This window comes from Rheinheimera pleomorphica (genome assembly GCF_011634895.1).
Classification (GTDB): Bacteria; Pseudomonadota; Gammaproteobacteria; order Enterobacterales; family Alteromonadaceae; genus Alishewanella; species Alishewanella pleomorphica.
Map to the genome: position 1 here is coordinate 526,040 of NZ_SIRR01000008.1, position 25,437 is coordinate 551,476.

Consider the following 25,437-nt stretch of genomic DNA (forward strand, 5'->3'; position numbering starts at 1 on the left):
TTTAAGGCCCGTTAAGCTGCAAAAGCCAGCGTTTTCGCCAGTTCTGATAATAAGACAGTTTGTTGCGGTTTATCTTCACGTAACCATTTCACGGTAATTTCGCCACGTGCCAATTCATCGTCACCGATAATCAGGCCAATAGCCGCGCCGGATTTATCTGCCCGTTTCATTTGTTTCTTTAAATTGCCGCCACCGCAGTGCTGCATAATGCGCGCGCCCGGCATGTCCGCCCGCAGCCTTTCGGCAACAGAAAGGGCAGCAAGTTCCGCTTGCTCACCTAAAGCCATCAGGTAGATCTCAGCCGCCGGCGCTAACGTTGGTAATAAATTCAGCGTTTGTAATAACAGTACCAGCCGTTCCAGCCCCAGCGCAAAACCCACTGCCGGTGTAGCTTTGCCGCCCAGCTGCTCAACCAAACCATCATAACGGCCACCGGCACAAACTGTACCCTGGGCACCCAGCTCAGTGGTCACCCACTCAAACACGGTTTTGTTATAGTAATCCAGTCCGCGCACTAAACGCGGGTTAACGGTATACTCAATGCCAGCTAATGTCAGTAACTGCTTTAAGCGGCCAAAGTGCGCTGCTGAATCTTCGTCGAGATAATCGGCCAGCTGTGGTGCCGCACTTAGCAGTTGTGCCAACGCCGGGTTTTTACTGTCCAACACTCTGAGCGGGTTACTGTACATGCGGCGCAGGCTGTCTTCATCCAGCTGTGCCTTGTGCTGCTCCAAGTAGGCCACCAACGCCTCGCGGTAGGCCGCACGGGCGTCGCTTGAACCTAACGAATTCAGCTCCAGCTTCACATAGGGCGTTAACCCCAGTTGTTGCCACAAGCGGGCGCTTAGCATGATCACTTCGGCATCAATATCGGCCGAGGCAATACCAAATGCCTCCAAACCAAACTGGTGAAACTGCCGGTAACGGCCTTTTTGCGGCCGCTCGTGGCGGAACATTGGCCCGGTGTACCACAACCGTTGTTCCTGATTGTACAATAAACCATGCTCGTTGCCGGCGCGGACACAGCAGGCGGTGCCTTCCGGGCGCAGCGTTAAACTGTCGCCGTTGCGATCGGCAAAGGTATACATTTCCTTTTCGACAATGTCCGTAACTTCGCCAATCGAGCGCTTAAACAGCTCGGTCATCTCAACAATCGGGAAGCGGATCTCACTGTAGCCGTAACTGGCAACAGTCTGACGCAGCATCTGTTCAACATATTGCCAGGCCGGCGTATCCTGCGGCAGACAATCGTTCATGCCGCGAATGGCCTGAATTTGCTTCGACAAAATTAAACTTCCATCGGTTTAAGTTAAAAAACACCGGCGATTATAGGCGTAACAGGCGCAAACACCAAGCCTGTTAACCTACCGGGGCTAGAGTTGTTTTACCGCGATTTTTTGGGCCAGATAAGCGCGCACCTGTTGTTCCAGCTGCTCGGCGACCTGTTCGTTGTCTAACCGCAATTTCTGCCGCTGGCCGTTGATATAAAAACCGCTTTTTTTACTGGCACCGGCCACGCCTAAATCAGACACCAGCGCCTCACCCGGCCCGTTTACCACACAGCCAATCACCGATACGGTAAGAGGCTCGGTGACATCTTCCAGTTGTTGCTCTAACTGGTTCATGGTTTTAATCACATCAAACTCTTGCCGCGAACAGCTGGGACAGGCAATAAAATTAATGCCGCGCGAGCGAATGCGCAGCGATTTTAAAATATCAAAGGCCACCTTGACTTCTTCTACCGGATCGGCGGCCAGCGATATCCGCAAGGTGTCACCAATGCCCTCGGCCAGCAACATGCCCAGGCCAATTGCCGACTTAACCGCACCGGCACGGGCGCCACCGGCTTCGGTAATGCCTAAATGCAAAGGTTGTTTAATTTGCGTTGCCAGCAAACGGTAAGCCCCAACGGCTAAAAACACATCTGAGGCTTTAACGCTAACTTTAAACTGGTCAAAGTTCAGCCTATCCAAAATGTCGACATGCCGCATCGCCGACTCCACCAGGGCTTCTGGCGTGGGCTCATGGTATTTTTCCTGAATGTCGGCTTCCAGCGAGCCACCATTGACACCTATGCGAATAGGAATATTGTGATCGCGCGCACAGTCTACCACAGCGCGAATACGGTCTTCACGGCCGATATTGCCCGGGTTTATCCGCAGGCAATCGACGCCATACTCGGCCACTTTTAACGCGATGCGATAATCAAAATGAATATCAGCAACCAGGGGCACTGGCGATTGCTGTTTAATCAGTTTAAAGGCTTCTGCCGCTTCCATCGTCGGCACAGACACCCGCACTAAATCGGCGCCAGCTTTGGCAATGGCCTGAATTTGTGCCACCGTTGCCGCTACATCCGTGGTGCGGGTATTGGTCATCGACTGCACGGCTATCGGTGCGTCACCGCCAATCAGTACATTACCAACGCGGATCTGTGTACTTTGGCGACGTTTAATTGGATTTTCTGCAAACATGCTTATTCTGACTCAGGAATAGTGAATTTTGCCACACGACCAGCCGGTAGCGCTGACATATCAACGGCCTGCTGATTAAAGTTTATTGTTACTACACTGGGGTTGCCCAGGGTTACCACAAAAGGCGCTTTGCCAGTGAGCTGCATAATGTAACCGGCTTGCTTAGTGCCATAAGCTACCCGGTTGCCGTCGGCGTCTACCACATCGACCCAGCAATTGGCGCTAAAGCGCATTTCCAGCTGTGCCACGTCGTCCGGCGCCATTACGCCGGCCTGCTCAACGGGCTCAGCGTCAGGGGGCGTTAATTGCTCCAGCAACTGATGCAATTGCTCCGGCGTAGCGGCCCGCTCTGCTGTATCGGTTAGCTCTGGCTCAGCAGAGGGCACAGCATTGACAACGACAACGTCTTCGCTGGCCACGGCTGAATCCGTGCTGTTATCCGCCGTACTCAGTCTGGCCGTTTGCCACCACCAGACAAATAACAACAGCAGCAGTAACGCCATAATGGCATAGGTCAGCCACATAAAACGGTTTTCTGTCGCTTGCTTTGCCGTGCGGTTAGAAAAGGTCCGCATCGGCTTGGCCGTGCTTTGCTGGCAACCGGTATCACGGCTGAACGCGGCCATCAGCTGAGTTTCTGGTAATTTCAATAACCGGCCATAAGCCCGTACATAGCCACGGGCAAAGGTTTCCAGCGTGCCGTCAAACTGGTCCTGCTCCAGCTTAGTGATCAGTTCCGGCCGCAGGTTCAGCTGCAGCGCGACCTGCTGCACCGTTAATTTTCGCTGTTCACGCGCCTGGCGCAGCAGGGCACCGGCACTGGGCTGAGCTGCACTGTCGGTTGTCATTGCGCCACGCTGGCCGGGTCGACCACATACACTTGCTGCCCTACCTGCAGGGTGCTTTGCTCGGTCAGGTTGTTCCATGCCATAAAGCTACTCAGGCGCACATTATAGCGATAAGAAATACCGAACATGGTTTCACCGGCTGCCACCACGTGATATGGCTGCACCGCAGCGGCTTGTTCACGCTGTGCCAGCGCGGGCTGTTGCACTTCGCCGCGATTTAGTTCTTCCTCACTAACCGGCCCCAACCAGATTTTCTGGCCGGTTTTAATCACGGAGTCCGGGCTAAGCTGGTTCCACTGCATCAGCCGCTGCAGGCGGATATTATGCTTTACCGATATCGCGTATAACGACTCAGCTGCCTGCACTATATGAAAGGCGGTGTCGGCTGCCGGCGCAGTTTGTACCTGTTCCTGCGATGCTATTTCTGTCGCAGTGGCTTCTGTTTCTGCGGTTTCTGTTTGCGCAGCGTCTGCGTGTGCGGTATTGCTTTGGGTGACTTCTACGGTCAGTGCTTCTACCGCAGCCATTTCTGTTGGCGTCGTTTCGCTCTGCGCCATCTCTGCCAATGCAGTCTCTGTCAGTTCAGCCTCTGTCGGTACAGTCTCTGCTTCTGTCGCTGCAGTGTCGCTCTGCGTAACCTCGGATTGAGTGGCTGGTGCCTGCGTTGCGACTAGCGTTGCAGCATCGTCAGCAGCAACGGCTTTTACAGGCTGATCAGCAATCGGCTCTGGCTCAGTCGTTGCTGCCATTTGCGCCGCTGCCTGCTGCAGTTCAGTCTCGGTGGGTAAGGCCGCTACCGCAGTAGCCGGGCTGATTACCGCCGTGGTCTGAGCCGCTAAACTGCCGGCAATGGCACTGGTCGCGTTGTGCAATTCTGCCACACTGCTATCCGGCGCTGTATTAGCCATGCTTTGCTCTGGCGCAGTATTGTCAGACGCTGTTTTGCGTTTAACGACTTTTAGCTTAGGGTTAGGCAGCGGGCTTGCCGGTAACTCAGGTTTTTCGGCGTCTTCATCCGGCAATACTATATTAGCCATCAGGCTGTCTTTATAACGCTCACGCAGCTGCTCAAACTCGCTGTCCTGCAACCTTTTTTGCAGCAACAAGCGGGTTTCCGGCGTATCGGTGTATAAGGTCAGCAGTAATTGTTCGGCGTTACGCAGCGTCTCCTGGTCGCCGTTTTTCTCAGCAATCAGATAACTTAACAGCACAGTACGTGCCGACACCCGGCCCAGGCGCTGAATACGGTCTAACAATGCCTTGGCACCACGGTTATCGCCCATAGCATAGGATAAGCCGGCCGACATCGTTAGCGAGGTAATACGGGTGGTGTTATGGCTAGTGGAACTGTCCAGATACCCTTTGGCTTTGTTAAAGTTATTCTGCTGTAGCTGGCACAGCGCCAGGTTTTCATAGCTTTCGGCAACGCGGATATAACCGGGGCGGCTAATCGCTTTTAGCAGCAACTGCTCTGCCTCGTCGTAACGCTCAAGCTGGCACAAGAAAGCGCCATAATTGTTATAAGCATCGGCGTAGTTAGCGTCTTTTTGAATGGCCAGGCGGAAATACTCTTCAGCCTGCTTGTTTTCACCGACGCTTTGGTAATAGTACGCCAGAGCGCTGTGCACTTCGGCTGAATTAGGCGCAAAACTGCGGGCCCGCTCAAGGTTGTACTTGGCTTGCGAGGTATCACCGCGGCGCAGATAGTTTAACCCTAGCGAGATACGGGTGCGGGCGGCTTCTATATTGTCAAAAGTACGGTCTGACACCGGTTTATCACTACCAACATAGGTCTGTTCAGACACACAGCCGGTCAGTACCAGTAAACTACAGAGTGAAATACCAAACAGGACTTTTTGCTTCACCACACCTACATCCTTGATTTATTGCAACAATTTTACGGCGATGGGCTGACCTTTTTGCTGCTTTTTGATTAACCGTTTTGTTCTGTCAATCACATCACCCACCAGCTGACCACAGGCAGCGTCGATGTCATCTCCGCGTGTCTTGCGTACAATAACAGTAAAGCCATATTCTTGTAAGACTTTGTTAAATCTGTCAATGCGCGAGTTGCTGGAACGCTTGTACGGTGACCCCGGGTAAGGGTTAAACGGGATCAGGTTAATTTTTGACGGCGTGTCTTTTAACGCCTGCGCCAGTTCATGTGCCTGTTCCATACTGTCGTTCACCCCGTCCAGCATCACGTACTCTACTGTGACCTTATCATTGGCCTTAGAGTTCGCTACATAACGTCTTGAGGCAGCTAAAAATTCTTCCATCGGGTATTTACGGTTTACCGGTACCAGCTCGTTACGCAGCTCGTTGTTCGGCGCATGCAGCGAAATGGCCAGTGCGACATCGATTTTATCGCGCAGTAAATCCAGCGCCGGCACGACGCCAGAGGTACTTAAGGTGACGCGGCGTTTAGATAAACCAAAGCCGAAATCTTCCAGCATCAGCTCCATCGCCGGCACGACGTTGTTCAGGTTTAGCAATGGCTCACCCATCCCCATCATCACCACATTCGTCACCGGTTTATCGCCGGTGTCGCCATAGCTACCGATAATTTGCGCCACCCGCCAGACCTGACCAATAATTTCTGCCACGCTGAGGTTACGGTTAAAACCCTGCTGAGCGGTAGAGCAGAACGAGCAATCCAGCGCACAGCCCACTTGCGACGACACACACAGCGTGCGGCGGTCTTTTTCCGGGATCCATACCGTTTCCACTTCCTGGCCACCACGTAAGCCCATGACAAACTTAATGGTACCGTCACTGCTGTCTTGCCGGGTAACCACCACCGGCGCTTCAATGACGCAGCGTGCTTTTAACTTTTCCCGCAATACTTTATTGATATTGCTCATCTTATCGAAATCATCGACACAGAAGTGGTAAATCCATTTCATTACCTGATCGGCACGAAACGGTTTTTCGCCAAGCTCGACAAAAAACGCCTGCATTTGCGCCCGGGTGAGATCAAGTAAATTAATTTTGTCTTGCTGCTCAGTCATTTGCAGAGCACTCCTTACCACAATAAACAATAGCCATAAAACACTGTACCAACATGCACTAAGGGGGCTGCTGCCCCCTTAGTCCGTTACCGTAGGCGATGAACGCTTAACGGGTACGGGCACACAGCTCAGCTTCAGTGAAGAAGTACGCAATTTCACGTGCAGCAGACGCGGCAGCGTCAGAACCGTGAACCGCGTTCTCGTCGATGCTGGCAGCGTAATCAGCACGTAAAGTTCCGGCTAACGCATCTTTCGGGTTAGTCGCACCCATGATTTCACGGTTTTTACGCACCGCATCTTCGCCTTCTAACACTTGCACCATTACCGGGCCAGACGTCATGAAAGACACCAGGGCGCCAAAGAAAGGACGCTCTTTGTGTTCTGCGTAGAAACCTTCCGCCTGCTCGCGGCTTAAGTGTAGCATTTTGGCGGCAACGATACGTAAACCGGCAGATTCGAAACGGTTGTAGATAGCGCCGATCACGTTCTTGGCAACAGCATCCGGCTTGATAATTGAAAAAGTGCGTTCTAACGCCATAACAGGCTCCTGATTAAAAGGTAAGTTAAATTAATGATTAAAATTTAAGGCGGCAAATTATACGCTAGTTGTAAAAAAAAACCTATTTTTGCTGACAAAAAAGCCGCAACTCAGTGTTGCGGCTTTTTATGACAAGCAGGCTATTACGCTATCGGCGGTTAGAAGGTGGCCACCACCTTAACACTGTCGTCGACATTACCGCTGCTAATGTAGCCAATGGCGGTACTATCAGCGGCTACCGCTGCTTTTACCGCGGCATCATCGGCCAGTTCTTTCGGCGGCGTACCTTTACCGGTAAATACCAGCTTTGACCAGTAGGCTTTCAACTGCGCCGCAGAGCGGTTTAGCACCTTGCTGTCAAACTCATCACGCGCAGCCTGGCCCTCAGCCAGATTTAACGGCGTGGCTTTACTGCCATCGGCAAAGTTTGACGTGCGGCCTAAAAATAACCGGCTTAGTTCATCTGCTGTAACAGCATTGTTGTTGGCCGGGTTTACCACTACCGCTATTTCTGCTTGCGCAGCGCCAACACAGCACATTGCTGCCAGCAAGACGATTTTGATTATCTGCATTTGGACCTCCTCAGAACACCAAGTCCACGCCAACAGTCAACAAACTGGCGTCATCATTTGTGATGTCATTGTTTAAACGGGTAAACTGAGCCTTAAATGCAGCTGAAGGATGAAAGTCGTAACGCAACCCTAAGTTCCAGGCATCGCGTTTCACCTCAAAGCGCTCAACGGCTTCAGTTACCCCCTGCGCCAATGCGGCCGGCACACCTTGCGGCAGCATGGCAATGATGTCGCGTTTGGCGTCATTGTCGCGCTTCTCGTAAGAAATATAGGGCGTCATGCTGCCAAAACGGTGGCCTAACGAGATATAGTAACCATTCTGTTTGGCAATAAGCGAATCGTCGACTTCGGTACGGGTAACTTCAGCCACGGCAACCCAGTCATTTTTATCAACCGTAAAAGCTACGCCCATAAAAGAGCTGCTTTCTTCATCGACATCTATTGCACTGGCAACCCCGGCCAAACCACTGGCGTTAAGAATAGCCGTCAGACCGTCCACATCAGGGTTAGATAACGTGGTTTTACCTGCCAGATAGGCCAACCTCACACTAAACCAATCCCGGCTTAATTCCCAGGTAGCACCGAGAATACTGTCAATTTTTGCCTGTACCGTTAAACCGGTCACCACGGCATCACCATCAAAAGCGCCGGCAATAAGTTGCAGCGTGGAGTCAAAATCGCCCAGCGTAGCAGTGCGGTACAGTGATACCCCTTCAATGTTATCAAAGTCCAGGTTATATACCGCCTCCGGTACCCTGGCCCAATCATAGGCATAACCTACATCTTTAAAGTCGGAGTATCTGTAAAAGGGGGTTCTTAAACGGCCGGCGTTAATTTGCATATCGTCCGTTAACTGATAGCTGACAAATGCCCACTCAAATTCAGCATCAAAGTCTTCCCGACCGCGTCCCATTAACTGAGCGGTAACTGACAGCTTTTCGCCCAGGTCTGACATCACCTGAACAGCAAACAAACTCTCATTTTTAAAATCCAGCTCGTCGCTATAACCATAGAGTTGTTCATCGCTGCCCAATGTCATACCAGCTTTAATCGAGGCAAAACCATTAATAGTGACATCCGCGTAAACCGGGGCGGTAAACAGCCCGGCTAACGTCAATGCCAACAAAGATTTTTTAATCATAGTTGCTCCATAGGTTATCAATATCATACAGATCCTAGCTGAATCTGATTGATTCTCCAGACGACATGAGGTTTTTATTACGTTAGATCAGCTAATTGCATAAAAAAACGGCCTTAACGGCCGTTTTTTTATCGCCTCAGCCAGATCAATGGCCTTCACTGACCATGTTTACGGTGTATTTTGGAATTTCGACCACCAGATCTTCATCGGCAATACGGGCCTGACAGCCCAGCCGAGATTCCGGCTCTAAACCCCAGGCTTTGTCCAGCATATCGTCTTCGAGCTCGTCACTTTCATTCAACGAATAAAAGCCTTCGCGCACTATAACGTGGCAGGTGGTGCAGGCGCAGGACTTCTCACAGGCATGCTCGATAGCGATGCCATTGCGCAGCGCCACGTCTAAAACCGTTTCACCGGTTTTCGCTTCCAGCGCTGCACCTTGCGGGCACAGTTCAGCATGGGGTAAAAATACAATTTGTGGCATCTGTTATACCTCGTCCACGTTGTGGCCAGTTAACGCCGTGCGGATAGATTGATCCATGCGCCGGGCGGCAAAGTCATCAGTTAAATGGTTAGTATGTTCAATCGCCGCTTTAATGGCGGCGGTATCCTCGCCCTGCTTTACCTGGCTCAGTTCGGTCAGTGCCTGCTCAATGGCGGACAGCTCGCTGGCACTTAGCAAAGCAGCGTCGGCACGCAGCGCCTGCGTTACTGCTTCCAGCACCCGCTCAGCTTCTACCTGCTGCTCGCGCAGCAAGCGCAGCTGCATATCCTGCCGTGCATATTGCATAGAGCCTTTTAGCATAGTGGCAACCTGCTCATCGCTTAAGCCATAAGACGGTTTCACCTGAATATTGGCTTGTACGCCGCTGGATTTTTCCTGGGCCGTCACGCTTAACAGGCCGTCGGCATCAACCTGAAAGGTAACGCGGATATGCGCACCACCGGCTGGCATTGGTGGTATGCCACGCAGCTCGAACCGTGCCAGTGAACGGCAATCGTCAACCAGTTCGCGCTCGCCCTGCACCACATGCAATGCCATCGCGGTCTGGCCATCTTTAAAGGTGGTAAACTCCTGCGCGCGCGCCACCGGGATCACGGTGTTACGCGGAATGATCTTTTCACTCAGGCCGCCCATGGTTTCAAGGCCAAGCGATAGCGGAATCACATCCAGTAACAGGGTATCGCCATCGGCTTTATTGCCTACCAGCACATTGGCCTGAATAGCGGCGCCAATAGCGACGACCTTGTCGGGATCAATCGAGGTTAACGGCTCTGAAGCAAAAAATTCTGCTACCTGATGACGCACCAGCGGTACCCGGGTAGAACCGCCAACCATCACCACTTTAACGATGTCATCGCGGTTTAAACCGGCGTCACGCAGCACCTGACGACAGGCACGGATGGTTTTTTTAACTAAGGGCGCAATAAGTTGTTCAAAGCCGGTCCGGTTCAGGTTGCCGTTAAACACTCCCGTTGCCAGCGGCAAACTGAAGCTGACACTGTCGCTGTCGGTCAGTTGCTCTTTAATTTGCCGCGCAGTGATTAAATACTGCCGTGTTTGCTGATGCGATAATGTTGCTTCGCCGCTTTGCTGCTTTAGATAATCAACAATAGCATGGTCAAAATCATCGCCGCCCAGCGCTGAGTCGCCGCCGGTGGCCAATACTTCGAATACGCCACGGCGCAATCGTAAAATAGAAATATCAAAGGTACCGCCGCCTAAATCGTAGACGGCAATCACACCTTCCTGGCCCGAGTCCAGACCATAGGCCAACGCCGCGGCTGTCGGCTCGTTTAACAGCCGTAACACATTTAAACCGGCTAATCTGGCTGCATCTTTAGTGGCCTGGCGCTGGGCATCATCAAAATAAGCCGGCACCGTAATCACCACGCCGTTTAGCTCACCGCCTAAGGTTTCGCTGGCGGTGTTGGCCAGAGTGGCCAGAATTTCAGCCGACACTTCAACCGGATTTTTTACGCCCTGCACGGTATCAATAGCGACTAACCCCTGCTGGTCAACTAAGCGGTATGGCACCTGATGCGTTAACGCCGCGGTTTCGCTGTAGCCTTTACCCATCAGCCGTTTAACCGACACTATGGTATTTTGCGCATCGTCTATGGCTGCCGCCATGGCAGCATCCCCCACCACTACACCGTCCTGGGTATAGCGCACGACGGAGGGCAGCATATCACGGCCCTGTTGGTTCACCAGGGTTTTGGCTTCACCGCTACGCACAGTGGCAACCAAAGAGTTTGTCGTACCCAGGTCAATACCGGCCGCCAGCTTGTGCTGATGCGGCGCAGCGCTTTGTCCCGGCTCTGCGATCTGTAATAACGCCATAGTGTTGTTTAGTCTTGTAGTTGCTGTTCTATCAGCTCCAGCTCTTGCTGCAGTTTATAGAAAAATTTTAGTTTACGAATAAGATCGGCCGCCAACTGGTCTTGCTCGGCGGTTTCGGCGTCCAGCGCATCGGCCAACTGGTGCTGCAGCACTTTTTTTTGTTGTTGTAACTGCTCGTCAATGCTGTCGATCACGCTGTCCGGATCATCACTTTGGTCAATCTCAGCCAGTTGCTCGCGCAGCTCCATCTGCTGCATTAAAAACAGCGGATCGGTAAAACTGCGCTGCTCATGGCTGATTTTTAACCCCCGTAGTGCCAATAAATGCTCAGCCCGCAACAGGGGTTGCTTTAAACTATGATAGGCATCGTTAATGTTGGCGGTGTGTTGCACCGCTAACAATTTATCACGCTCAGAGCCGCTGCTATGCTGGTCCGGATGAAACTGCTTTTGCAGCTTAAGATAGCGCGAGCCGAGCTCAGTTAAGTCGAGGTCGAACTTCGCCGGCAGATTAAACAGCTGAAAGTAATTCATCCGGCCCTTAAACGTTTACATTAAGTCGTTAACTGACAAGCTTAAACCGTAAAGCTTTCGCCACAACCGCATTCGCCATTGACGTTGGGGTTGTTAAACTGAAAACCTTCGTTCAGGCCTTCTTTAACAAAATCCAGTTCGGTGCCATCGATATAAACCAGGCTTTTGCCATCAACAATTAATTTTAAATCATCGTGCTCAAACACCTGGTCGTCTTCATTTAGCGTATCGACAAACTCCAGTACATACGCCAGGCCCGAACAACCTGTCGTTTTTACGCCTACCCGCAGGCCAATGCCTTTGCCACGGTTATGCAAAAAGTTGCGTACCCGCTCAGCGGCGGCGGTGGTCATCGAAATCGCCATGCTATCAGCCCCCGTGCTTTTGCTTATAATCCGCAATAGCCGCTTTAATGGCGTCTTCCGCCAGAATAGAGCAGTGGATTTTTACCGGAGGTAGCGCCAGCTCCTGCGCGATGTCAGTGTTCTTAATTTGCTGGGCTTCATCCAGGCTTTTGCCTTTTACCCACTCAGTGACCAGTGAGCTGGAAGCAATAGCACTGCCGCAGCCATAGGTTTTAAACTTGGCATCTTCGATAATGCCATCGGCACTGACTTTAATCTGCAGCTTCATTACGTCACCACAAGCCGGTGCTCCCACCATGCCGGTGGCTACGCTGGCGTCGTCTTTGTCAAACGAGCCCACATTACGTGGGTTTTCGTAGTGGTCGATTACTTTATTGCTGTAAGCCATGATAGTTACCTCTGTGTGCAGCCGGTGCGCTTAGTGCGCTACCCAGGCCACAGTGTTTAAATCGATACCGTCTTTGTACATATCCCACAACGGTGACATAGCGCGCAGTTTCTCAATCGCCTGATGTACAATTTTTATCGTGTGGTCAATCTGCTGTTCGGTGGTAAAGCGGCCAATACTAAAGCGGATAGAGCTGTGCGCCAACTCGTCGCTCATGCCCAGCGCGCGCAGTACATAAGATGGCTCTAAGCTGGCAGAAGTACACGCCGAGCCAGAGGACACCGCAATGTCTTTTAGCGCCATAATCAGTGACTCACCTTCAACATAATTAAAGCTGATGTTAGTGATATGCGGCACCCTGTGCTCACGGTTACCGTTTAAAAACACCTGTTCAATGTCTTTAACCCCTTCCAGCAGGCGGTCACGCAAGGCCGTTATACGCTTAATCTCGTCGTGCATCTCCAGCTTAGCCAACCGGAAGGCTTCACCCATACCAACAATTTGGTGCGTCGGCAAAGTGCCTGAGCGCATGCCGCGCTCATGGCCGCCACCGTGCATTTGTGCTTCTAAGCGGATGCGTGGTTTACGCCGCACAAATAAGGCACCGATACCTTTAGGACCATAGGCTTTATGCGCAGAGAATGACATTAAATCCACTTTAAGCGCTTGCAGGTCAATATCAACCTTGCCTGCAGCCTGAGCGGCGTCAACATGGAAAATAATGCCTTTGCTGCGGCACAGTTCACCAATCGCCGCGATATCCTGCACCACGCCAATCTCGTTATTAACGAACATCACGCTGATAACAGAGGTGTCCGGCCGGATAGCCGCTTCAAGCATCGCAATCGTCACCAAACCGTCGGTTTGCGGCTCTAAATAGGTTACCTCGTAGCCTTCGCGCTCTAACTGACGCATTGTATCCAGCGTGGCCTTGTGCTCAGTTTTTACCGTGATCAGGTGTTTGCCTTTTTTATGGTAAAAATCGGCGGCGCCTTTAATGGCCAGGTTATTGGATTCGGTGGCACCAGAGGTAAACACGATTTCACGCGGGTCGGCATTCACCAGCTCGGCAATCTGGCTGCGGGCAATTTCTACCGCTTCTTCAGCCTGCCAGCCAAAACGATGCGAACGCGACGCCGGGTTACCAAACTCGCCGTCCATCGTTAAATACTGCATCATTTTTTCTGCTACCCGCGGGTCGACCGGGGTAGTTGCAGCGTAATCCAGATATATAGGTAGCTTCATTATTTGCTCCGTGTTGCCTACAGCTGGCAGCTAACGTCGATATCAGTTGCCGGGTTCTTTACCATGCGGCTGTTTTGCCGCTTTGCCACGTTCTTTACATCATGCTGGGTAACCAGCTCGCCCAGCGTAATGCTGGTTAGGAAATCTTCAATGCGGTGGCTTAAATCGCTCCATAGGGTGTGCGTTAAGCAACGGCTGCCACCGTGACAGTCTGACTTACCCTGACAGCGGGTAGCATCAACCGACTCATCTACGGCACTGATCACATCAGAAACCGAAATAGCTGTCGCCTCGCGCCCCAACTGATAACCACCGCCGGGGCCGCGCACACTGCTGACTAAACCTTGTTTACGTAAACGGGCAAACAATTGTTCAAGATAAGACAACGAAATCCCCTGCCGTGCAGAAATATCCGCCAAAGGCACAGGCCCGCTCGCTGTGTGTAACGCGACATCCAGCATAGCCGTTACCGCATAGCGGCCTTTCGATGTTAATCTCATGGTTTGCTCCCTGAAAACACTGGCGCTATTTTACTTTCCTGACTGTTTTAGTCAAGTATTAATAACCTACTAGTTTAGTCAGGTATTAACACCTAAGGTTCAACTGCATTGTGTTATCAGATATTCGGATCAAAGGCGTCAACATCGCGTTTACGCTGCTGCGCGGCCCGTTGCTCGGCCAGCTTAAAGTCTTCTTCTTCAATATCGACCGTCGGTACTTCTTCACAGACATTGCCACCGAGCTGATTGACGCTGTGACACAGCTCGCCCACTTTAGTGTCCAGCAATTGAATATGGTCCAGCATGCGGCCAATAGCATTGGCCACCGGGTCGGGATTATCGGCTGCCACAGCATAGGCATCAAAGCCAAACTTTTGCGCCAGTTGTTTGCGTTCAGCACTGACCGGGGCATCAGCTTTGGCCACAATGCGCCCGGGTATACCAATCACCGTAGCGCCTGCTGGCACATCTTTTACGACTACAGCATTGGAGCCGATACGGGCATTTTCGCCTACCATTAACGGCCCCAGCACCTTAGCGCCAGCACCTATCACTACACCGCTAGCCAGGGTTGGATGGCGTTTGCCGGGGTTCCAGCTGGTGCCGCCTAAGGTCACGCCATGATACAAGGTGACATCGTCGCCAATTTCGGCGGTTTCGCCAATCACCACGCCCATGCCATGGTCAATAAAGAAACGGCGGCCAATTTTAGCACCGGGGTGAATTTCCACGCCGGTAAGCCAGCGGGCGATAGTGCTTAAAAACCGTGCCAGCCATTTCCAGTTAGCACACCATAACTTGTGGCTAAGCCTGTGCCACCAAATCGCATGCAGGCCGGGGTAATTGGTTAATACTTCAAAGCTGCTACGCGCCGCCGGATCGCGATCGAAAACACTTTTAATATCTTCTTTAATACCCGCAAACATGCCCTACTCCTTGTCGCCTGCCTTTTGGCCAAAGCGCTGTACTGAGGTTAAGATGCCACGCAAGATGTTATATTCAGCCTCTTCCGGCCGCGCCCGGGTAAACAAGCGTTTTAGCTTGGTCATCACCACGCCCGGATGCTGCTTAATAATAAAGCCGGTGTCATTCAGTGTTTGTTCCAGGTGCTGATAGAAATTCAGCATCTGCTCGTTGCTCGGATACGCCACGTCATCGGCTTGTTCTGTTGCCGTTTGCGCCTGCAGATAGGCCATGCGCACCTCATAGGTGATAATTTGTACGGCCATCGCCAGATTCAGCGAGCTGTACTCAGGGTTGGCCGGGATACACACATGGTAATTGCACAGTTGCAGCTCGTCATTGGTTAAACCACTGCTTTCACGGCCAAACACCAGCGCTACCGGATGCGTTACCGCTTCTTGCACCGCTTTAACAGCGCATTCGCGTGGTTCCAGCATTGGCCAGCTTAATGTGCGTGAACGCGCGCTGCTACCGACCACCAGCGGACAGTCCGTGATGGCCTGTTGTAAGGTGTCAAACACTTTGGCATTGGCCAAAATATCACTGGCACCGGCCGACAGCGCATAGGCCTGGCCGTCTGGCAGCTCTTTTGGCGCCACCAGATATAATTGAGACAAGCCCATGGTTTTCATCGCCCGGGCTACCGAGCCAATATTGCCGGTATGCGTGGTGCCAACAAGGATAATACGGATCTGGTCTAACATAAGGCTTCCCGCGTAAAAGGGCCGGCATTCTATCACAGCCGAATGCAATTGTTGATGAGAAAATAGCAGTCTGGCCATCTGAATAAAGCAGATTAAAGCGCCACGGCAACCTGCTTTTTAACCATTGTTTTGCTACACTAGCGCCACTTTTATCACAGGGAACCACGAAGATGAAAACAATAACACTCGCAACCGTGCTGTCTGCTCTGCTGTTAAGTCCACTGGCCTGCGCCAGTTCAACCAATCAGGCTGCTGCTGAAGCGCTGCAACTGGCGGTCGACCACCCCAGCCGCAGTCCGGCAAATGCCACGCGCGACAAATACCGTAATCCGGTTGCAACACTGCAATTTTTTGAGGTTACCCCAAGCAGCACTGTGGTCGAAATTTCCCCCGGCGGTGGCTGGTACACTGAAATTCTGGCCCCGCTTCTGGCGGCACACGGCACTTATTATGCTGCGCATTTCCCTGCGGATAGCAGCTCAGATTACTACAAACGCAGCCGCGCTGGCTTTGTCGAAAAACTGGCTGCTAATCCGGTATATAACCGCGTGCAACTCACTGAATTTGCCCCGGGTAACAGCAGTGCCATTGCCCCAGCTGGCAGCGCGGACGTGGTACTGACCTTTCGCAACCTGCATAACTGGTACGGTAATGGCGGTGATGCTGGCATGCTGGCCATTTTTAAAGATTTTTATAAAGCCTTAAAACCCGGTGGTGTGCTGGGCGTGGTAGAGCACCGTTTACCCGCCGATAAAATGAGCGGCGACTGGCAAAAAAGCGGTTATTTCCCGCAGGCACTAACGGTAAGTCTGGCCGAGCAAGCGGGCTTTGTGTTCGAAGCCGCCAGCGAAATCAATGCTAACCCGAAAGATACTGCCGACCATCCCGGCGGTGTCTGGACCCTGCCACCGGTACTGCGGTTAAAAGAACAGGATAAAGACAAGTATCTGGCGATTGGTGAGAGCGACCGCATGACGCTGAAATTTCGCAAACCTTTGACTAAATAACTTTGATATAACTAACGGAAAGCTAAATGAAAGTACTGGTAATAGGCGGCGGTGGCCGCGAGCATGCACTGGCCTGGAAAGCGGCACAGTCACCTCTGGCGACTCAGGTTTTTGTTGCACCGGGTAACGCCGGCACCGCGCGCGAAAGCAATCTGACTAATGTCGCCATAGCGGCTGATGATGTAGCCGCCCTGCTGGCGTTTGCCAAAGCAGAAGATATCGCTCTGACCATTGTAGGCCCGGAAGCGCCACTGGCGAAAGGTGTGGTAGATGCGTTCCGTGCTGAGGGGCTGGCCATTTTTGGCCCGACACAAGCTGCTGCCCAGCTGGAAAGCTCTAAAGCCTTTGCCAAGGACTTTTTAGCCCGCCACAACATTCCTACCGCCGCTTACCAGACGTTCACGGATACAGCCCCTGCAAAAGCCTTTGCACGTACGCTTGGCACACCTGTGGTGATTAAAGCCGACGGCTTAGCCGCAGGCAAAGGCGTGATTATTGCGCAAACGCAGGCTGAAGCAGATGCCGCCATTGACGATATGTTGTCAGGCAACAAATTTGGTGATGCTGGCAGCCGGGTCGTGGTAGAAGAGTTTTTAACCGGTGAAGAAGCGTCTTTTATCGTGATGGTTGACGGCACCACAGCATTGCCGTTTGCGTCATCACAAGACCATAAAGCGCGCGACAACGGCGATAAAGGCCCGAACACCGGCGGTATGGGTGCCTACTCACCAGCGCCAGTGGTGACCCCGGCAGTGCACGACTGGGTAATGCAGCACGTAATTTACCCCACCGTAAACGGCATGGCCGCAGAGGGCACGGTATTTACCGGCTTTTTATATGCTGGCTTGATGATAGCGCCAGATGGCAGTGCCAAAGTACTGGAATTTAACTGCCGCTTTGGCGACCCGGAAACCCAACCGATTATGCTGCGGCTGCAATCAGATTTGGTTGAGCTGTGCCTGAGCGCCACCCAAGGCAAGCTGGCGGGTAAACAGATCGATTTTACTGCTGATGCCGCTGTCGGCGTCGTGCTGGCGGCTGGTGGCTACCCGGACAGTTATGCCAAAGGCAAAGTCATTAGCGGCCTTGACGGGGCTGACAGCAACACAGCCAAAGTATTCCATGCCGGTACCGAGCTAAAAGACGGCCAGGTGCTAACCAATGGCGGCCGGGTGTTATGCGCCACCGCGCTGGGTGCTAATGTGACAGCGGCACAGCAGGCAGCCTATCAGTTAGTCGGTAAAATCAGCTGGGACGGCATGTTCTGCCGCACTGATATAGGCTACCGCGCCATTGCCCGCGAGCAAAAGTAAGATGACGTACAGCGTTCTATCGCTGGCATTGCTGCTCAGCGTCACCGGCAGCAATGCTGCTGTTGCTGCCTGCGACCCTGGCTACACAGAGATTAGTGCAATTCAGGGCAGCGGCGACGCCAGCCCGCTAGTCAACCAACAGCTGACCACGCAGGGCATTGTCACTGCCGTGGTATATCCTGGTAGCGACGCCGCAGGCATCACGCTGCAGGCAATCGCTGCTGATGGCCAGCATAGCGCAAACGCGGCCCACAGCGTGTTTATTGCCGATCGTGAAGCAGCGGCTATCTACCAGCCAGGTCAGGTGCTGCAAGTTAGCGGCACTGTCGCTGAGATTAACCAATTAACCAGCCTGACGCAGCTAAGCCAGATCAAGCTGTGTGACAACACAGCTGCTATCCAGCCGGTTAAGCTCAGCCTGCCATTAGCGCCAGAACAACACTGGGAGCAACTGGAGGGCGCACTGCTGCAGATCGTGCAACCTTTAGTGGTGAATGATACTTACCAGCTTGGCCGCTACGGCGAAATAACGCTGGCGGATAGCCGCTTGCAGGTGCCAACAGACACCATGGCGCCGGGTAAAGCGGCGGTTGAGTATTATCACCAGCAGCAACAACGGCACATGCTGGTACTGGACGACGGCCTGTATCAGCAAAACCCGCAGCCATTACAGCTGGGTAAGCTGAAAATAAGCGCCGGCAACACGCTGCGCATTGGCGACAGCGTCAGTGGGCTGACCGGCGTGTTGCTACAAGACGCGCGCGGCTATCGCTTAGTGCCAACAGCCACGCCGGTGTTTAACCACACCAACCCACGGCCGGCTAAACCTGCCGCTAAGCCGGTTAACGCCCTGCGCGTCGCCAGCTTTAATGTGCTGAATTACTTTAATGGCGAAGGCCAAAACCCGGCCTTTCCTACCCGGCGCGGTGCCAGCACCGTGGCAGAGTTGGCCCGGCAGCAAGCTAAAACGGTAGCGGCACTGGCCGCGTTAGACGCTGATGTTATTGGCCTGCTGGAAGTCGAAAACAACGGCTACGGCCAACAGGGCGCTTTGGCGAGCCTGGCCACGGCGCTGAATAAAGTGGCGGCGAAACCTTACCGTTTTATTATCACCCGCGAGCAACCGGGTAGCGATGCAGTTAAGGTAGCGCTGCTATACCGGCCATCCAGCGTCAGTGTAGAAGGTAAAGCGGCGTTGCTGCTGCACAAGCCCTTTGACTGGGGTAGCCGGCCGCCGCTGGCGCAAAGCTTCCGGCATCTGGCCAGCAGTGCGCTGGTCACGGTCAGCATTAATCACTTTAAATCTAAGGGCAGTTGCCCGAAAGATGAAAACAGCGTTAATGCCGATAAGCAAGACGGTCAGGCCTGTTGGAATGTGCTGCGCACCGCCTCTGCTAAAGCATTAAGCGACTGGCTGCACAGCCAGCCTACCGGTGTAAATACCGATAAACAGCTGATTTTGGGTGATTTAAATGCCTACCGGATGGAAGATCCACTGCGGACGTTACAGCAGCATGACTGGCAGTATCTGAGCGCCGCCAGCGATGCGCAATATTCCTATGTCTATCGCGGCCGCACCGGCTCATTGGATCATGCGCTGGCAAGCCCAGCGCTGGCTAAGCACCTGAGCAATATGCAACACTGGGCCATTAATGCCGACGAGCCAGCGCTGCTGGATTACAATGTCGAGTTTAAAAGTCCGGCGCAGCAGCAGTTGTTTTATGCGCCGACGCCATACCGTTCATCAGATCACGATCCGTTAATCGCCACCTTTCAGTTCTGACTTTTCTATTAACAACAGGCAGTTACTGCTGTCTGTTGTTGTTAACCGCAGCGCCCCTCATGGGTTTTTTCAATTAAGCGCAAGAAACAGTTGCGCCGGCTTTCCCTGTTGCTTTAAGGTGAGGTTCAGTTAAGTTAGCGAGCCGAGCTTATGTCACATAAAAACCCGATCATTGCCATTACCGGCTCCTCCGGCGCGGGTACCAGCACCACTACTATTGCCTTTCAGCATATTTTCCGCACCCTGGGCATAGACGCCGCCTTTGTTGAAGGTGACTGCTTTCACCGTTTTAGCCGGCCAGAGATGGAAGTGGCCATTCGTAAAGCCAAAGAAGAAGGCCGCCATATCAGCTACTTTGGCCCCGAAGCGAATGACTTTGGCGCGCTGGAAACCTTTTTTGCCAGCTATGGCGAAACCGGCGGCGGCAAAATCCGCCATTACTTACACACCTTTGATGAAGCGGTGCCCTATAACCAGTTGCCCGGCACCTTTACGCCATGGCAGGACCTACGTGCCAACACTGACTTACTGTTTTACGAAGGCCTGCACGGCGGTGCCGTCACCGACGAGCATAATGTCGCCCAGCATGTCGATTTGCTGATCGGCATGGTGCCGATAGTCAACTTAGAGTGGATCCAAAAAATTATCCGCGACACCTCAGAGCGCGGCCATAGTCGTGAAGCGGTGCAGGCCAGCATAGTGCGTAGTATGGACGATTACATTAACCATATTACGCCGCAGTTTTCGCGCACCCATATTAACTTTCAGCGCGTACCGACGGTAGACACCTCTAACCCATTCAGCGCCAAAGATATCCCGTCGCTGGATGAAAGCTTTGTCGTGATCCGCTTTCGCGGTATTAAGCATGTCGATTTCCCCTACTACTTGCAAATGATTAACGGCTCTTTTATGTCGCGGGTTAATACACTGGTGGTGCCCGGTGGCAAAATGGGCCTGGCGATGGAGCTGATTTTAACGCCGTTGATTGAAGAGCTGATGATAAAGCGGCGCCAGGCCCGCGGTCAGGTTGACTGGCTGGGTACCTGAAAGCACAAAAGGACTTTGCCAAGCGAAACGGTTTGCCCTAAGCCAACCGTTGCAGGCCAGGAAGGCCGAATCGAGCCTACATGGACGTATTTACGGCGTGTTGGTGTGGGCAAACCGTTTCAGCGTTTCCACAAGTTTCTGCCGCAAAGTGACTGGTGATAAAACCAACAGCAGTACAATTATCTATTTCGCCAACGCCCATCCTACCGTTGTTTCTACTTTACAAAATACCAATTTTCAGCCGTTTAGCGAATGTCAAGACGGCAAAGGCCAGTAAATTTACACTTTTGTTTAAATAATAGCCTTTGCTTTGCCGGCAAAAATCCGTAAACTTAGCGCCCCTTGAGGGTAGAGCCTTGGATTACGTGGTGCGCATAGGTCCATATCAGTTAGCGAACAAGGTAATTTGTGCTCCGATGGCAGGAGTTACTGATCACACTTTTCGTGAGCTTTGCCGGCGTTTTGGTGCAGCTTTAGCTGTGTCGGAAATGCTGTCGAGCAACCCACTGGTGTGGCAGAGCGAAAAATCACAAAATCGTATGGGTCACCGGCAGGAATCCGGCATCCGTTCAGTACAAATTGCTGGCTCGGATCCACAGCAAATGGCTGAAGCTGCCCAGTATAACGTTGCTATCGGTGCCGACATTATCGATATCAATATGGGTTGCCCGGCGAAAAAAGTGAACAAGAAACTGGCCGGCTCTGCGTTATTGCAGTATCCGGACTTAGTGGAGCAAATTGTTCGCGCTGTCGTCGATGCGGTAAAGGTACCGGTTACCTTAAAAATTCGCACCGGCTGGGATCCTGATAACAGAAACGGTATTCAGATCGCCCGTATTGCGCAAGATAACGGCATACAGGCGCTGGCAGTACATGGCAGGACACGCGCCTGCATGTACAAAGGTGAAGCGGAATATGACACCATCCGCGCCATTAAACAAAGTGTGTCGATACCGGTCATTGCCAATGGCGATATTACCGGACCGGAAAAAGCGCGCCATGTGCTGGAGTACACCGGTGCCGACGCCATTATGATTGGCCGTGCGGCGCAGGGCCGGCCGTGGATTTTCCGGGAAGTGGTGCATTATCTGGCCACTGGCGACAAACTGGCGCCACCGGCAATTGCCGAGGTACGCCAGATCATGCTGGAACATGTGCAGGGTTTACACCAGCTTTATGGTGAGTCCGCCGGTTACCGCATTGCCCGCAAACATGTGGGCTGGTATTTAGCCGAGCACGATGCGCTCGGTGTGTTTCGTAGTGAATTCAATGGCATTGAGTGTGCTAAACAGCAACTCGACGCCTTAAATGACTATTTTCATCAACTAGCAGCAACCTAACGTAAAAGAGAAAAGCAATGTTTAATTCGAACGTTACTTCGCCATTTATTACTAACGCCCATGTCCAAACGCAGGAAAAGCCACAGGCTTTAAGTACTGCCGCACAAAAGGCCGTCGCTAACTACCTGCAGCAGTTAAACGGTCAGGACGTTAACGACTTGTATGAACTGGTATTATCTGAATTAGAGCGTCCGTTACTGGAAGAAGTGATGAAGTATACCCGCGGTAACCAAACCCGCGCTGCTAACCTGATGGGCATCAACCGCGGTACGCTGCGCAAGAAGCTGAAACAGTACGGCATGAGCTAATGCCACCGCGGGGTTCGCCCCGCTGCTAAGCACCTTCGGGTGCTTTTTTATTGGCTGCACCTGAGGAATTTTACGCATTAAATTCCGCATTAACTTCGGTACTCAGGTTGCGACAATATATTCAACGAATTGAGTGGCAGCTGCCACCTTGCTCACGCGAACACGCCGTGAATCCATCCCTGGAGGCTCGTGTACGAACTTCATCCGTGAAGTTCGCCCCTTCAGGGCCAGCGAAGCTGTTCAAATTCGTTCCAGACGAATTTGTCAGCCGTCCAGGGCTTCAACGGTTCGCTTAGAGCAAGCTGACATCTGCTCATGCGCTACACTGGCGTTACAGCTTTAAACCTAATTCCGCAAGCTAAATGAGAGTCTAAGCATGACGACATTAAGACCCATCCGCCGCGCACTGCTAAGTGTGTCCGACAAAACCGGTATCGTAGAGTTTGCCCGCGCGCTTGAAGCCGCCAAGGTAGATATCCTCTCTACCGGTGGTACGGCAAAACTGCTGGCCGAGCAAGGCATTAAGGTAACTGAAGTCTCTGACTATACCGGTCACCCGGAAATTATGGACGGCCGGGTAAAAACCCTGCATCCGAAAATTCACGGTGGCATTTTAGCCCGCCGCGGTGTTGATGAAGCCGTAATGGCCGACAACAACATCGGCCCTATCGACCTGGTCGTGGTAAACCTGTACCCGTTTGCCAGCACCGTGGCTAAACCTGGCTGCACGTTGGAAGATGCGGTAGAAAATATCGATATCGGCGGCCCGACCATGGTGCGCGCCGCAGCGAAAAACCATAAAGATGTGACTATTATCGTTAACGCTAAAGACTACGATAAGGTACTGGCCGAAATGCAGGCTAACGGCGGCGCTACCACGCACGCTACCCGCTTTAGCCTGGCGATTAGCGCCTTTGAACACACCGCCCAGTATGATGGCATGATCGCCAACTACTTCGGCACTATGCTGAGCGCGTATGACACACCGGCAGAACCGGCAACTAAGTTTCCGCGCACCTTTAACAGCCAGTTCGTGAAAAAACAAGACTTACGCTACGGCGAAAACAGCCACCAAAGCGCAGCGTTCTATGTGCAGGATGGCGCGACCGAGGCCAGCGTATCTACTGCTACTCAGCTGCAAGGTAAGGCGCTGTCTTATAACAATATCGCCGACACCGACGCCGCACTGGAATGCGTAAAAGAATTCGATGAGCCGGCCTGTGTTATCGTTAAACACGCTAACCCTTGTGGTGTAGCTATTGGCGATTCGATTCTGGCCGCGTATCACCGCGCCTATCAAACCGACCCGACTTCAGCGTTCGGCGGCATTATCGCCTTTAACCGCGAGCTGGATGAAACCACCGCCAAAGAAATTGTCAGCCGCCAGTTTGTTGAAGTGATTATTGCGCCGTCAGCGAGCGATGCTGCCGTTGCGGTAGTTGGCACTAAGCCGAATGTACGCTTACTGGTATGTGGCGAATTCAGCCCAGCTGCAGCTGCGCTGGATATTAAACAGGTTAACGGTGGCATGCTGCTGCAAGACCGCGATCAGGCCAAAGTTACCGCTGCTGATTTAAAAGTAGTGACCAAGCGCCAGCCAACCGAGCAAGAGCTAAAAGACTTATTGTTCTGCTGGAAGGTCGCGAAGTTTGTTAAATCAAACGCCATTGTCTACGTGAAAGACAGCATGACCATCGGCGTTGGCGCCGGCCAGATGAGCCGGGTGTACAGCGCGAAAATCGCTGGCATTAAAGCTGCCGATGAGAAACTGGAAGTAAAAGGCTCAGTAATGGCCTCAGACGCCTTCTTCCCGTTTCGCGACGGTATCGACGCAGCAGCAGCAGCTGGCATTACCGCCGTTATCCAGCCAGGTGGCTCAATGCGCGATGCGGAAGTCATCGCCGCCGCCGACGAGCACGGTATGGCAATGGTATTTACCGGCGTACGTCACTTCCGCCATTAACAGCAAGCACCACTAAGCACTTGCTTTAGATACTAAAAAGGCCGCACTACGGCCTTTTTTATTGCTGATTGATTGTAGTCAGAAAATCCCCGCAGGGGATCTGTGTCAACGCCGAGGTGTCGCGGTTATACAGATACACCCAGGCACTAACGCTGTCGCCGCTATCAAGAGTCACTTGCTGCAGTTCGCGGCGGTACTCTTGTGGCTTGGCAAAGCCATCGCCACACTCTTCGTACTGGTCCAGCTGTGGTAGTAAAAGCTCTGGCTGCAGCAGCTGATAGAGCTCTCCCACCACCTGATCGGCAGTATTGCTTGATGGCACAGCACCGGGGTAATAACTTAACTGATATAGCCGCGCCTGATACCTTGCCATAGCGACAAACTTCGCGTGCGTTACAAGCTGCTGGTGCATTGGATGATTGGCATTTTGGCGTAAGGTACCGTACACAAAAAGATAGTCGGACATAGCGATGTGCTTTAGCTTTTTGCTCACTGTGCCAGTGTCAATAAGCAATGGCAAGCCGCTTTACCAACACACCAGAACTACATAAAACGTGCGGGTACTGACCACTGTAGTTCAGCCTGTGCCAGATCTTCACTAACGCTGATACAGCTGAGCGACGCTTTGCGAATATTAATCACAGGCATCTCAGTGCCGAGTAAGCGGCTGATCAGCAGTGAGAAATCCGGCTCATGACCAACCAGCAAGGTGTGCTCAGCCAGTGTCGGCCACAACAACTGCAGCTGCGCTACAGCCTGTTCGACCGGCGTTTCCAGCGCCAGCCAGGGCTGCTCAGTGGCAGCGGCGAAACCGGCGGTTTTACATACTATCGCTGCCGTTTGTACCGCCCGCGGATAAGGGCTGGTGAGTACTTGCTGCAGATTAAGATTATGTCGCTGCATAAAGTCAGCAACGCGGCGTGCCTGCAGCCGGCCTTTTTCTATCAGGCAGCGGTCGATATCCAGCTGGTTAGGCCGGATCACCTCAGCGGTGGCATGACGCAAAAAATACAGGTATTTATTCATAGCGCGCAGTTATAGCAGTGTTGT

The 25,437-nt window shown here is 52.6% G+C and carries 26 protein-coding genes; 7 read left to right on the forward strand and 19 right to left on the reverse strand.

The window, feature by feature from the left end; genetic code table 11:
- Positions 1–11 precede the first annotated feature (11 nt).
- The 17 genes from hisS to trmJ form a co-directional block, all read right to left on the reverse strand.
- Positions 12–1,286 (reverse strand): histidine--tRNA ligase, encoded by a 1,275-nt coding sequence (gene hisS / locus EYB30_RS11615; RefSeq protein WP_166839071.1) that lies wholly within the window; start codon positions 1,284–1,286, stop codon positions 12–14.
- Positions 1,287–1,373: 87 nt separating this feature from the next.
- Positions 1,374–2,474 (reverse strand): flavodoxin-dependent (E)-4-hydroxy-3-methylbut-2-enyl-diphosphate synthase, encoded by a 1,101-nt coding sequence (gene ispG, locus EYB30_RS11620; RefSeq protein ID WP_166839072.1) that lies wholly within the window; start codon positions 2,472–2,474, stop codon positions 1,374–1,376.
- Between the two features lie 2 nt (positions 2,475–2,476).
- The gene (locus EYB30_RS11625; RefSeq protein WP_166839073.1) at positions 2,477–3,322 is read right to left on the reverse strand and encodes a RodZ domain-containing protein; all 846 of its coding nucleotides are present in this window, start codon (positions 3,320–3,322) and stop codon (positions 2,477–2,479) included.
- Positions 3,319–5,187: a type IV pilus biogenesis/stability protein PilW gene (gene pilW / locus EYB30_RS11630; RefSeq protein ID WP_241698016.1), complete on the reverse strand. Its 1,869-nt coding sequence runs from the start codon at positions 5,185–5,187 to the stop codon at positions 3,319–3,321. The genes EYB30_RS11625 and pilW overlap by 4 nt, the downstream gene beginning before the upstream one ends.
- An 18-nt stretch (positions 5,188–5,205) precedes the next feature.
- Entirely contained in the window at positions 5,206–6,333 is a 1,128-nt protein-coding gene (gene rlmN / locus EYB30_RS11635) for a dual-specificity RNA methyltransferase RlmN (RefSeq protein ID WP_166839075.1), read from the reverse strand.
- A gap of 106 nt (positions 6,334–6,439) precedes the next feature.
- Positions 6,440–6,871, reverse strand: coding sequence for a nucleoside-diphosphate kinase (gene ndk, locus EYB30_RS11640; RefSeq protein WP_008218806.1), 432 nt, complete (start codon positions 6,869–6,871; stop codon positions 6,440–6,442).
- A 158-nt stretch (positions 6,872–7,029) separates the two neighbouring features.
- The gene (locus EYB30_RS11645; RefSeq protein WP_174978745.1) at positions 7,030–7,443 is read right to left on the reverse strand and encodes a type 2 periplasmic-binding domain-containing protein; all 414 of its coding nucleotides are present in this window, start codon (positions 7,441–7,443) and stop codon (positions 7,030–7,032) included.
- Positions 7,444–7,453: 10 nt separating this feature from the next.
- Complete coding sequence (locus EYB30_RS11650) at positions 7,454–8,584, reverse strand: porin (RefSeq protein WP_166839076.1); 1,131 nt, start codon at positions 8,582–8,584, stop codon at positions 7,454–7,456.
- A gap of 145 nt (positions 8,585–8,729) precedes the next feature.
- Positions 8,730–9,068 (reverse strand): ISC system 2Fe-2S type ferredoxin, encoded by a 339-nt coding sequence (gene fdx / locus EYB30_RS11655; RefSeq protein WP_166839077.1) that lies wholly within the window; start codon positions 9,066–9,068, stop codon positions 8,730–8,732.
- 3 nt (positions 9,069–9,071) lie between these two features.
- On the reverse strand, positions 9,072–10,928 hold the full coding sequence (gene hscA / locus EYB30_RS11660) for a Fe-S protein assembly chaperone HscA (RefSeq protein WP_166839078.1): 1,857 nt from the start codon (positions 10,926–10,928) through the stop codon (positions 9,072–9,074).
- Positions 10,929–10,936: 8 nt separating this feature from the next.
- Positions 10,937–11,461, reverse strand: coding sequence for a co-chaperone HscB (gene hscB, locus EYB30_RS11665; protein ID WP_166839079.1), 525 nt, complete (start codon positions 11,459–11,461; stop codon positions 10,937–10,939).
- 41 nt (positions 11,462–11,502) lie between these two features.
- Entirely contained in the window at positions 11,503–11,826 is a 324-nt protein-coding gene (gene iscA, locus EYB30_RS11670; protein ID WP_166839080.1) for an iron-sulfur cluster assembly protein IscA, read from the reverse strand.
- A gap of 4 nt (positions 11,827–11,830) precedes the next feature.
- A complete protein-coding gene (gene iscU / locus EYB30_RS11675; protein WP_166839081.1) occupies positions 11,831–12,214 on the reverse strand; it encodes a Fe-S cluster assembly scaffold IscU in 384 nt (127 codons plus the stop codon).
- Positions 12,215–12,244: 30 nt separating this feature from the next.
- The gene (locus EYB30_RS11680; protein WP_166839082.1) at positions 12,245–13,459 is read right to left on the reverse strand and encodes an IscS subfamily cysteine desulfurase; all 1,215 of its coding nucleotides are present in this window, start codon (positions 13,457–13,459) and stop codon (positions 12,245–12,247) included.
- Between the two features lie 17 nt (positions 13,460–13,476).
- Positions 13,477–13,959: a Fe-S cluster assembly transcriptional regulator IscR gene (gene iscR, locus EYB30_RS11685; RefSeq protein ID WP_166839083.1), complete on the reverse strand. Its 483-nt coding sequence runs from the start codon at positions 13,957–13,959 to the stop codon at positions 13,477–13,479.
- 116 nt (positions 13,960–14,075) lie between these two features.
- Complete coding sequence (gene cysE, locus EYB30_RS11690) at positions 14,076–14,885, reverse strand: serine O-acetyltransferase (RefSeq protein ID WP_166839084.1); 810 nt, start codon at positions 14,883–14,885, stop codon at positions 14,076–14,078.
- A gap of 3 nt (positions 14,886–14,888) precedes the next feature.
- Complete coding sequence (trmJ, locus tag EYB30_RS11695; protein WP_166839085.1) at positions 14,889–15,626, reverse strand: tRNA (cytosine(32)/uridine(32)-2'-O)-methyltransferase TrmJ; 738 nt, start codon at positions 15,624–15,626, stop codon at positions 14,889–14,891.
- Between the two features lie 170 nt (positions 15,627–15,796).
- Here trmJ and EYB30_RS11700 point away from each other — a divergent pair, with 170 nt between their 5' ends.
- The 7 genes from EYB30_RS11700 (at position 15,797) to purH (ending at position 24,387) form a co-directional block, all read left to right on the forward strand.
- Positions 15,797–16,633 (forward strand): class I SAM-dependent methyltransferase, encoded by an 837-nt coding sequence (locus tag EYB30_RS11700; RefSeq protein ID WP_166839086.1) that lies wholly within the window; start codon positions 15,797–15,799, stop codon positions 16,631–16,633.
- 26 nt (positions 16,634–16,659) lie between these two features.
- A complete protein-coding gene (gene purD / locus EYB30_RS11705; RefSeq protein WP_166839087.1) occupies positions 16,660–17,946 on the forward strand; it encodes a phosphoribosylamine--glycine ligase in 1,287 nt (428 codons plus the stop codon).
- 1 nt (position 17,947) lies between these two features.
- Positions 17,948–19,729 (forward strand): ExeM/NucH family extracellular endonuclease, encoded by a 1,782-nt coding sequence (locus EYB30_RS11710; protein ID WP_166839088.1) that lies wholly within the window; start codon positions 17,948–17,950, stop codon positions 19,727–19,729.
- 150 nt (positions 19,730–19,879) lie between these two features.
- Positions 19,880–20,776, forward strand: a complete 897-nt coding sequence (locus EYB30_RS11715) for a phosphoribulokinase (RefSeq protein WP_166839089.1) — start codon at positions 19,880–19,882, stop codon at positions 20,774–20,776.
- Between the two features lie 368 nt (positions 20,777–21,144).
- Positions 21,145–22,116: a tRNA dihydrouridine synthase DusB gene (dusB, locus tag EYB30_RS11720; protein ID WP_166839090.1), complete on the forward strand. Its 972-nt coding sequence runs from the start codon at positions 21,145–21,147 to the stop codon at positions 22,114–22,116.
- A gap of 17 nt (positions 22,117–22,133) precedes the next feature.
- Complete coding sequence (gene fis, locus EYB30_RS11725; protein WP_092789540.1) at positions 22,134–22,424, forward strand: DNA-binding transcriptional regulator Fis; 291 nt, start codon at positions 22,134–22,136, stop codon at positions 22,422–22,424.
- A gap of 376 nt (positions 22,425–22,800) precedes the next feature.
- Entirely contained in the window at positions 22,801–24,387 is a 1,587-nt protein-coding gene (purH, locus tag EYB30_RS11730; RefSeq protein WP_166839091.1) for a bifunctional phosphoribosylaminoimidazolecarboxamide formyltransferase/IMP cyclohydrolase, read from the forward strand.
- Positions 24,388–24,445: 58 nt separating this feature from the next.
- On the opposite strand, the gene EYB30_RS11735 is transcribed toward purH, so the two are convergent.
- Both EYB30_RS11735 and EYB30_RS11740 read right to left on the reverse strand, forming a co-directional pair.
- A complete protein-coding gene (locus tag EYB30_RS11735; protein WP_166839092.1) occupies positions 24,446–24,853 on the reverse strand; it encodes a gamma-glutamylcyclotransferase family protein in 408 nt (135 codons plus the stop codon).
- A gap of 77 nt (positions 24,854–24,930) precedes the next feature.
- Positions 24,931–25,413, reverse strand: coding sequence for a SixA phosphatase family protein (locus EYB30_RS11740; protein ID WP_166839093.1), 483 nt, complete (start codon positions 25,411–25,413; stop codon positions 24,931–24,933).
- Positions 25,414–25,437: the final 24 nt, after the last annotated feature.

Bases quoted from the DNA above. Each gene is read 5' to 3' on its own strand.
- ispG (WP_166839072.1), bottom strand. From the start codon at position 2,474: ATGTTTGCAGAAAATCCAATTAAACGTCGCCAAAGTACACAGATCCGC.
- EYB30_RS11625 (WP_166839073.1), bottom strand. From the start codon at position 3,322: ATGACAACCGACAGTGCAGCTCAGCCCAGTGCCGGTGCCCTGCTGCGC.
- rlmN (WP_166839075.1), bottom strand. From the start codon at position 6,333: ATGACTGAGCAGCAAGACAAAATTAATTTACTTGATCTCACCCGGGCG.
- ndk (WP_008218806.1), bottom strand. From the start codon at position 6,871: ATGGCGTTAGAACGCACTTTTTCAATTATCAAGCCGGATGCTGTTGCC.
- EYB30_RS11645 (WP_174978745.1), bottom strand. From the start codon at position 7,443: ATGCAGATAATCAAAATCGTCTTGCTGGCAGCAATGTGCTGTGTTGGC.
- EYB30_RS11650 (WP_166839076.1), bottom strand. From the start codon at position 8,584: ATGATTAAAAAATCTTTGTTGGCATTGACGTTAGCCGGGCTGTTTACC.
- fdx (WP_166839077.1), bottom strand. From the start codon at position 9,068: ATGCCACAAATTGTATTTTTACCCCATGCTGAACTGTGCCCGCAAGGT.
- hscA (WP_166839078.1), bottom strand. From the start codon at position 10,928: ATGGCGTTATTACAGATCGCAGAGCCGGGACAAAGCGCTGCGCCGCAT.
- hscB (WP_166839079.1), bottom strand. From the start codon at position 11,461: ATGAATTACTTTCAGCTGTTTAATCTGCCGGCGAAGTTCGACCTCGAC.
- iscA (WP_166839080.1), bottom strand. From the start codon at position 11,826: ATGGCGATTTCGATGACCACCGCCGCCGCTGAGCGGGTACGCAACTTT.
- iscU (WP_166839081.1), bottom strand. From the start codon at position 12,214: ATGGCTTACAGCAATAAAGTAATCGACCACTACGAAAACCCACGTAAT.
- EYB30_RS11680 (WP_166839082.1), bottom strand. From the start codon at position 13,459: ATGAAGCTACCTATATATCTGGATTACGCTGCAACTACCCCGGTCGAC.
- iscR (WP_166839083.1), bottom strand. From the start codon at position 13,959: ATGAGATTAACATCGAAAGGCCGCTATGCGGTAACGGCTATGCTGGAT.
- cysE (WP_166839084.1), bottom strand. From the start codon at position 14,885: ATGTTTGCGGGTATTAAAGAAGATATTAAAAGTGTTTTCGATCGCGAT.
- trmJ (WP_166839085.1), bottom strand. From the start codon at position 15,626: ATGTTAGACCAGATCCGTATTATCCTTGTTGGCACCACGCATACCGGC.
- EYB30_RS11700 (WP_166839086.1), top strand. From the start codon at position 15,797: ATGAAAACAATAACACTCGCAACCGTGCTGTCTGCTCTGCTGTTAAGT.
- purD (WP_166839087.1), top strand. From the start codon at position 16,660: ATGAAAGTACTGGTAATAGGCGGCGGTGGCCGCGAGCATGCACTGGCC.
- EYB30_RS11710 (WP_166839088.1), top strand. From the start codon at position 17,948: ATGACGTACAGCGTTCTATCGCTGGCATTGCTGCTCAGCGTCACCGGC.
- EYB30_RS11715 (WP_166839089.1), top strand. From the start codon at position 19,880: ATGTCACATAAAAACCCGATCATTGCCATTACCGGCTCCTCCGGCGCG.
- fis (WP_092789540.1), top strand. From the start codon at position 22,134: ATGTTTAATTCGAACGTTACTTCGCCATTTATTACTAACGCCCATGTC.
- purH (WP_166839091.1), top strand. From the start codon at position 22,801: ATGACGACATTAAGACCCATCCGCCGCGCACTGCTAAGTGTGTCCGAC.
- EYB30_RS11735 (WP_166839092.1), bottom strand. From the start codon at position 24,853: ATGTCCGACTATCTTTTTGTGTACGGTACCTTACGCCAAAATGCCAAT.
- EYB30_RS11740 (WP_166839093.1), bottom strand. From the start codon at position 25,413: ATGAATAAATACCTGTATTTTTTGCGTCATGCCACCGCTGAGGTGATC.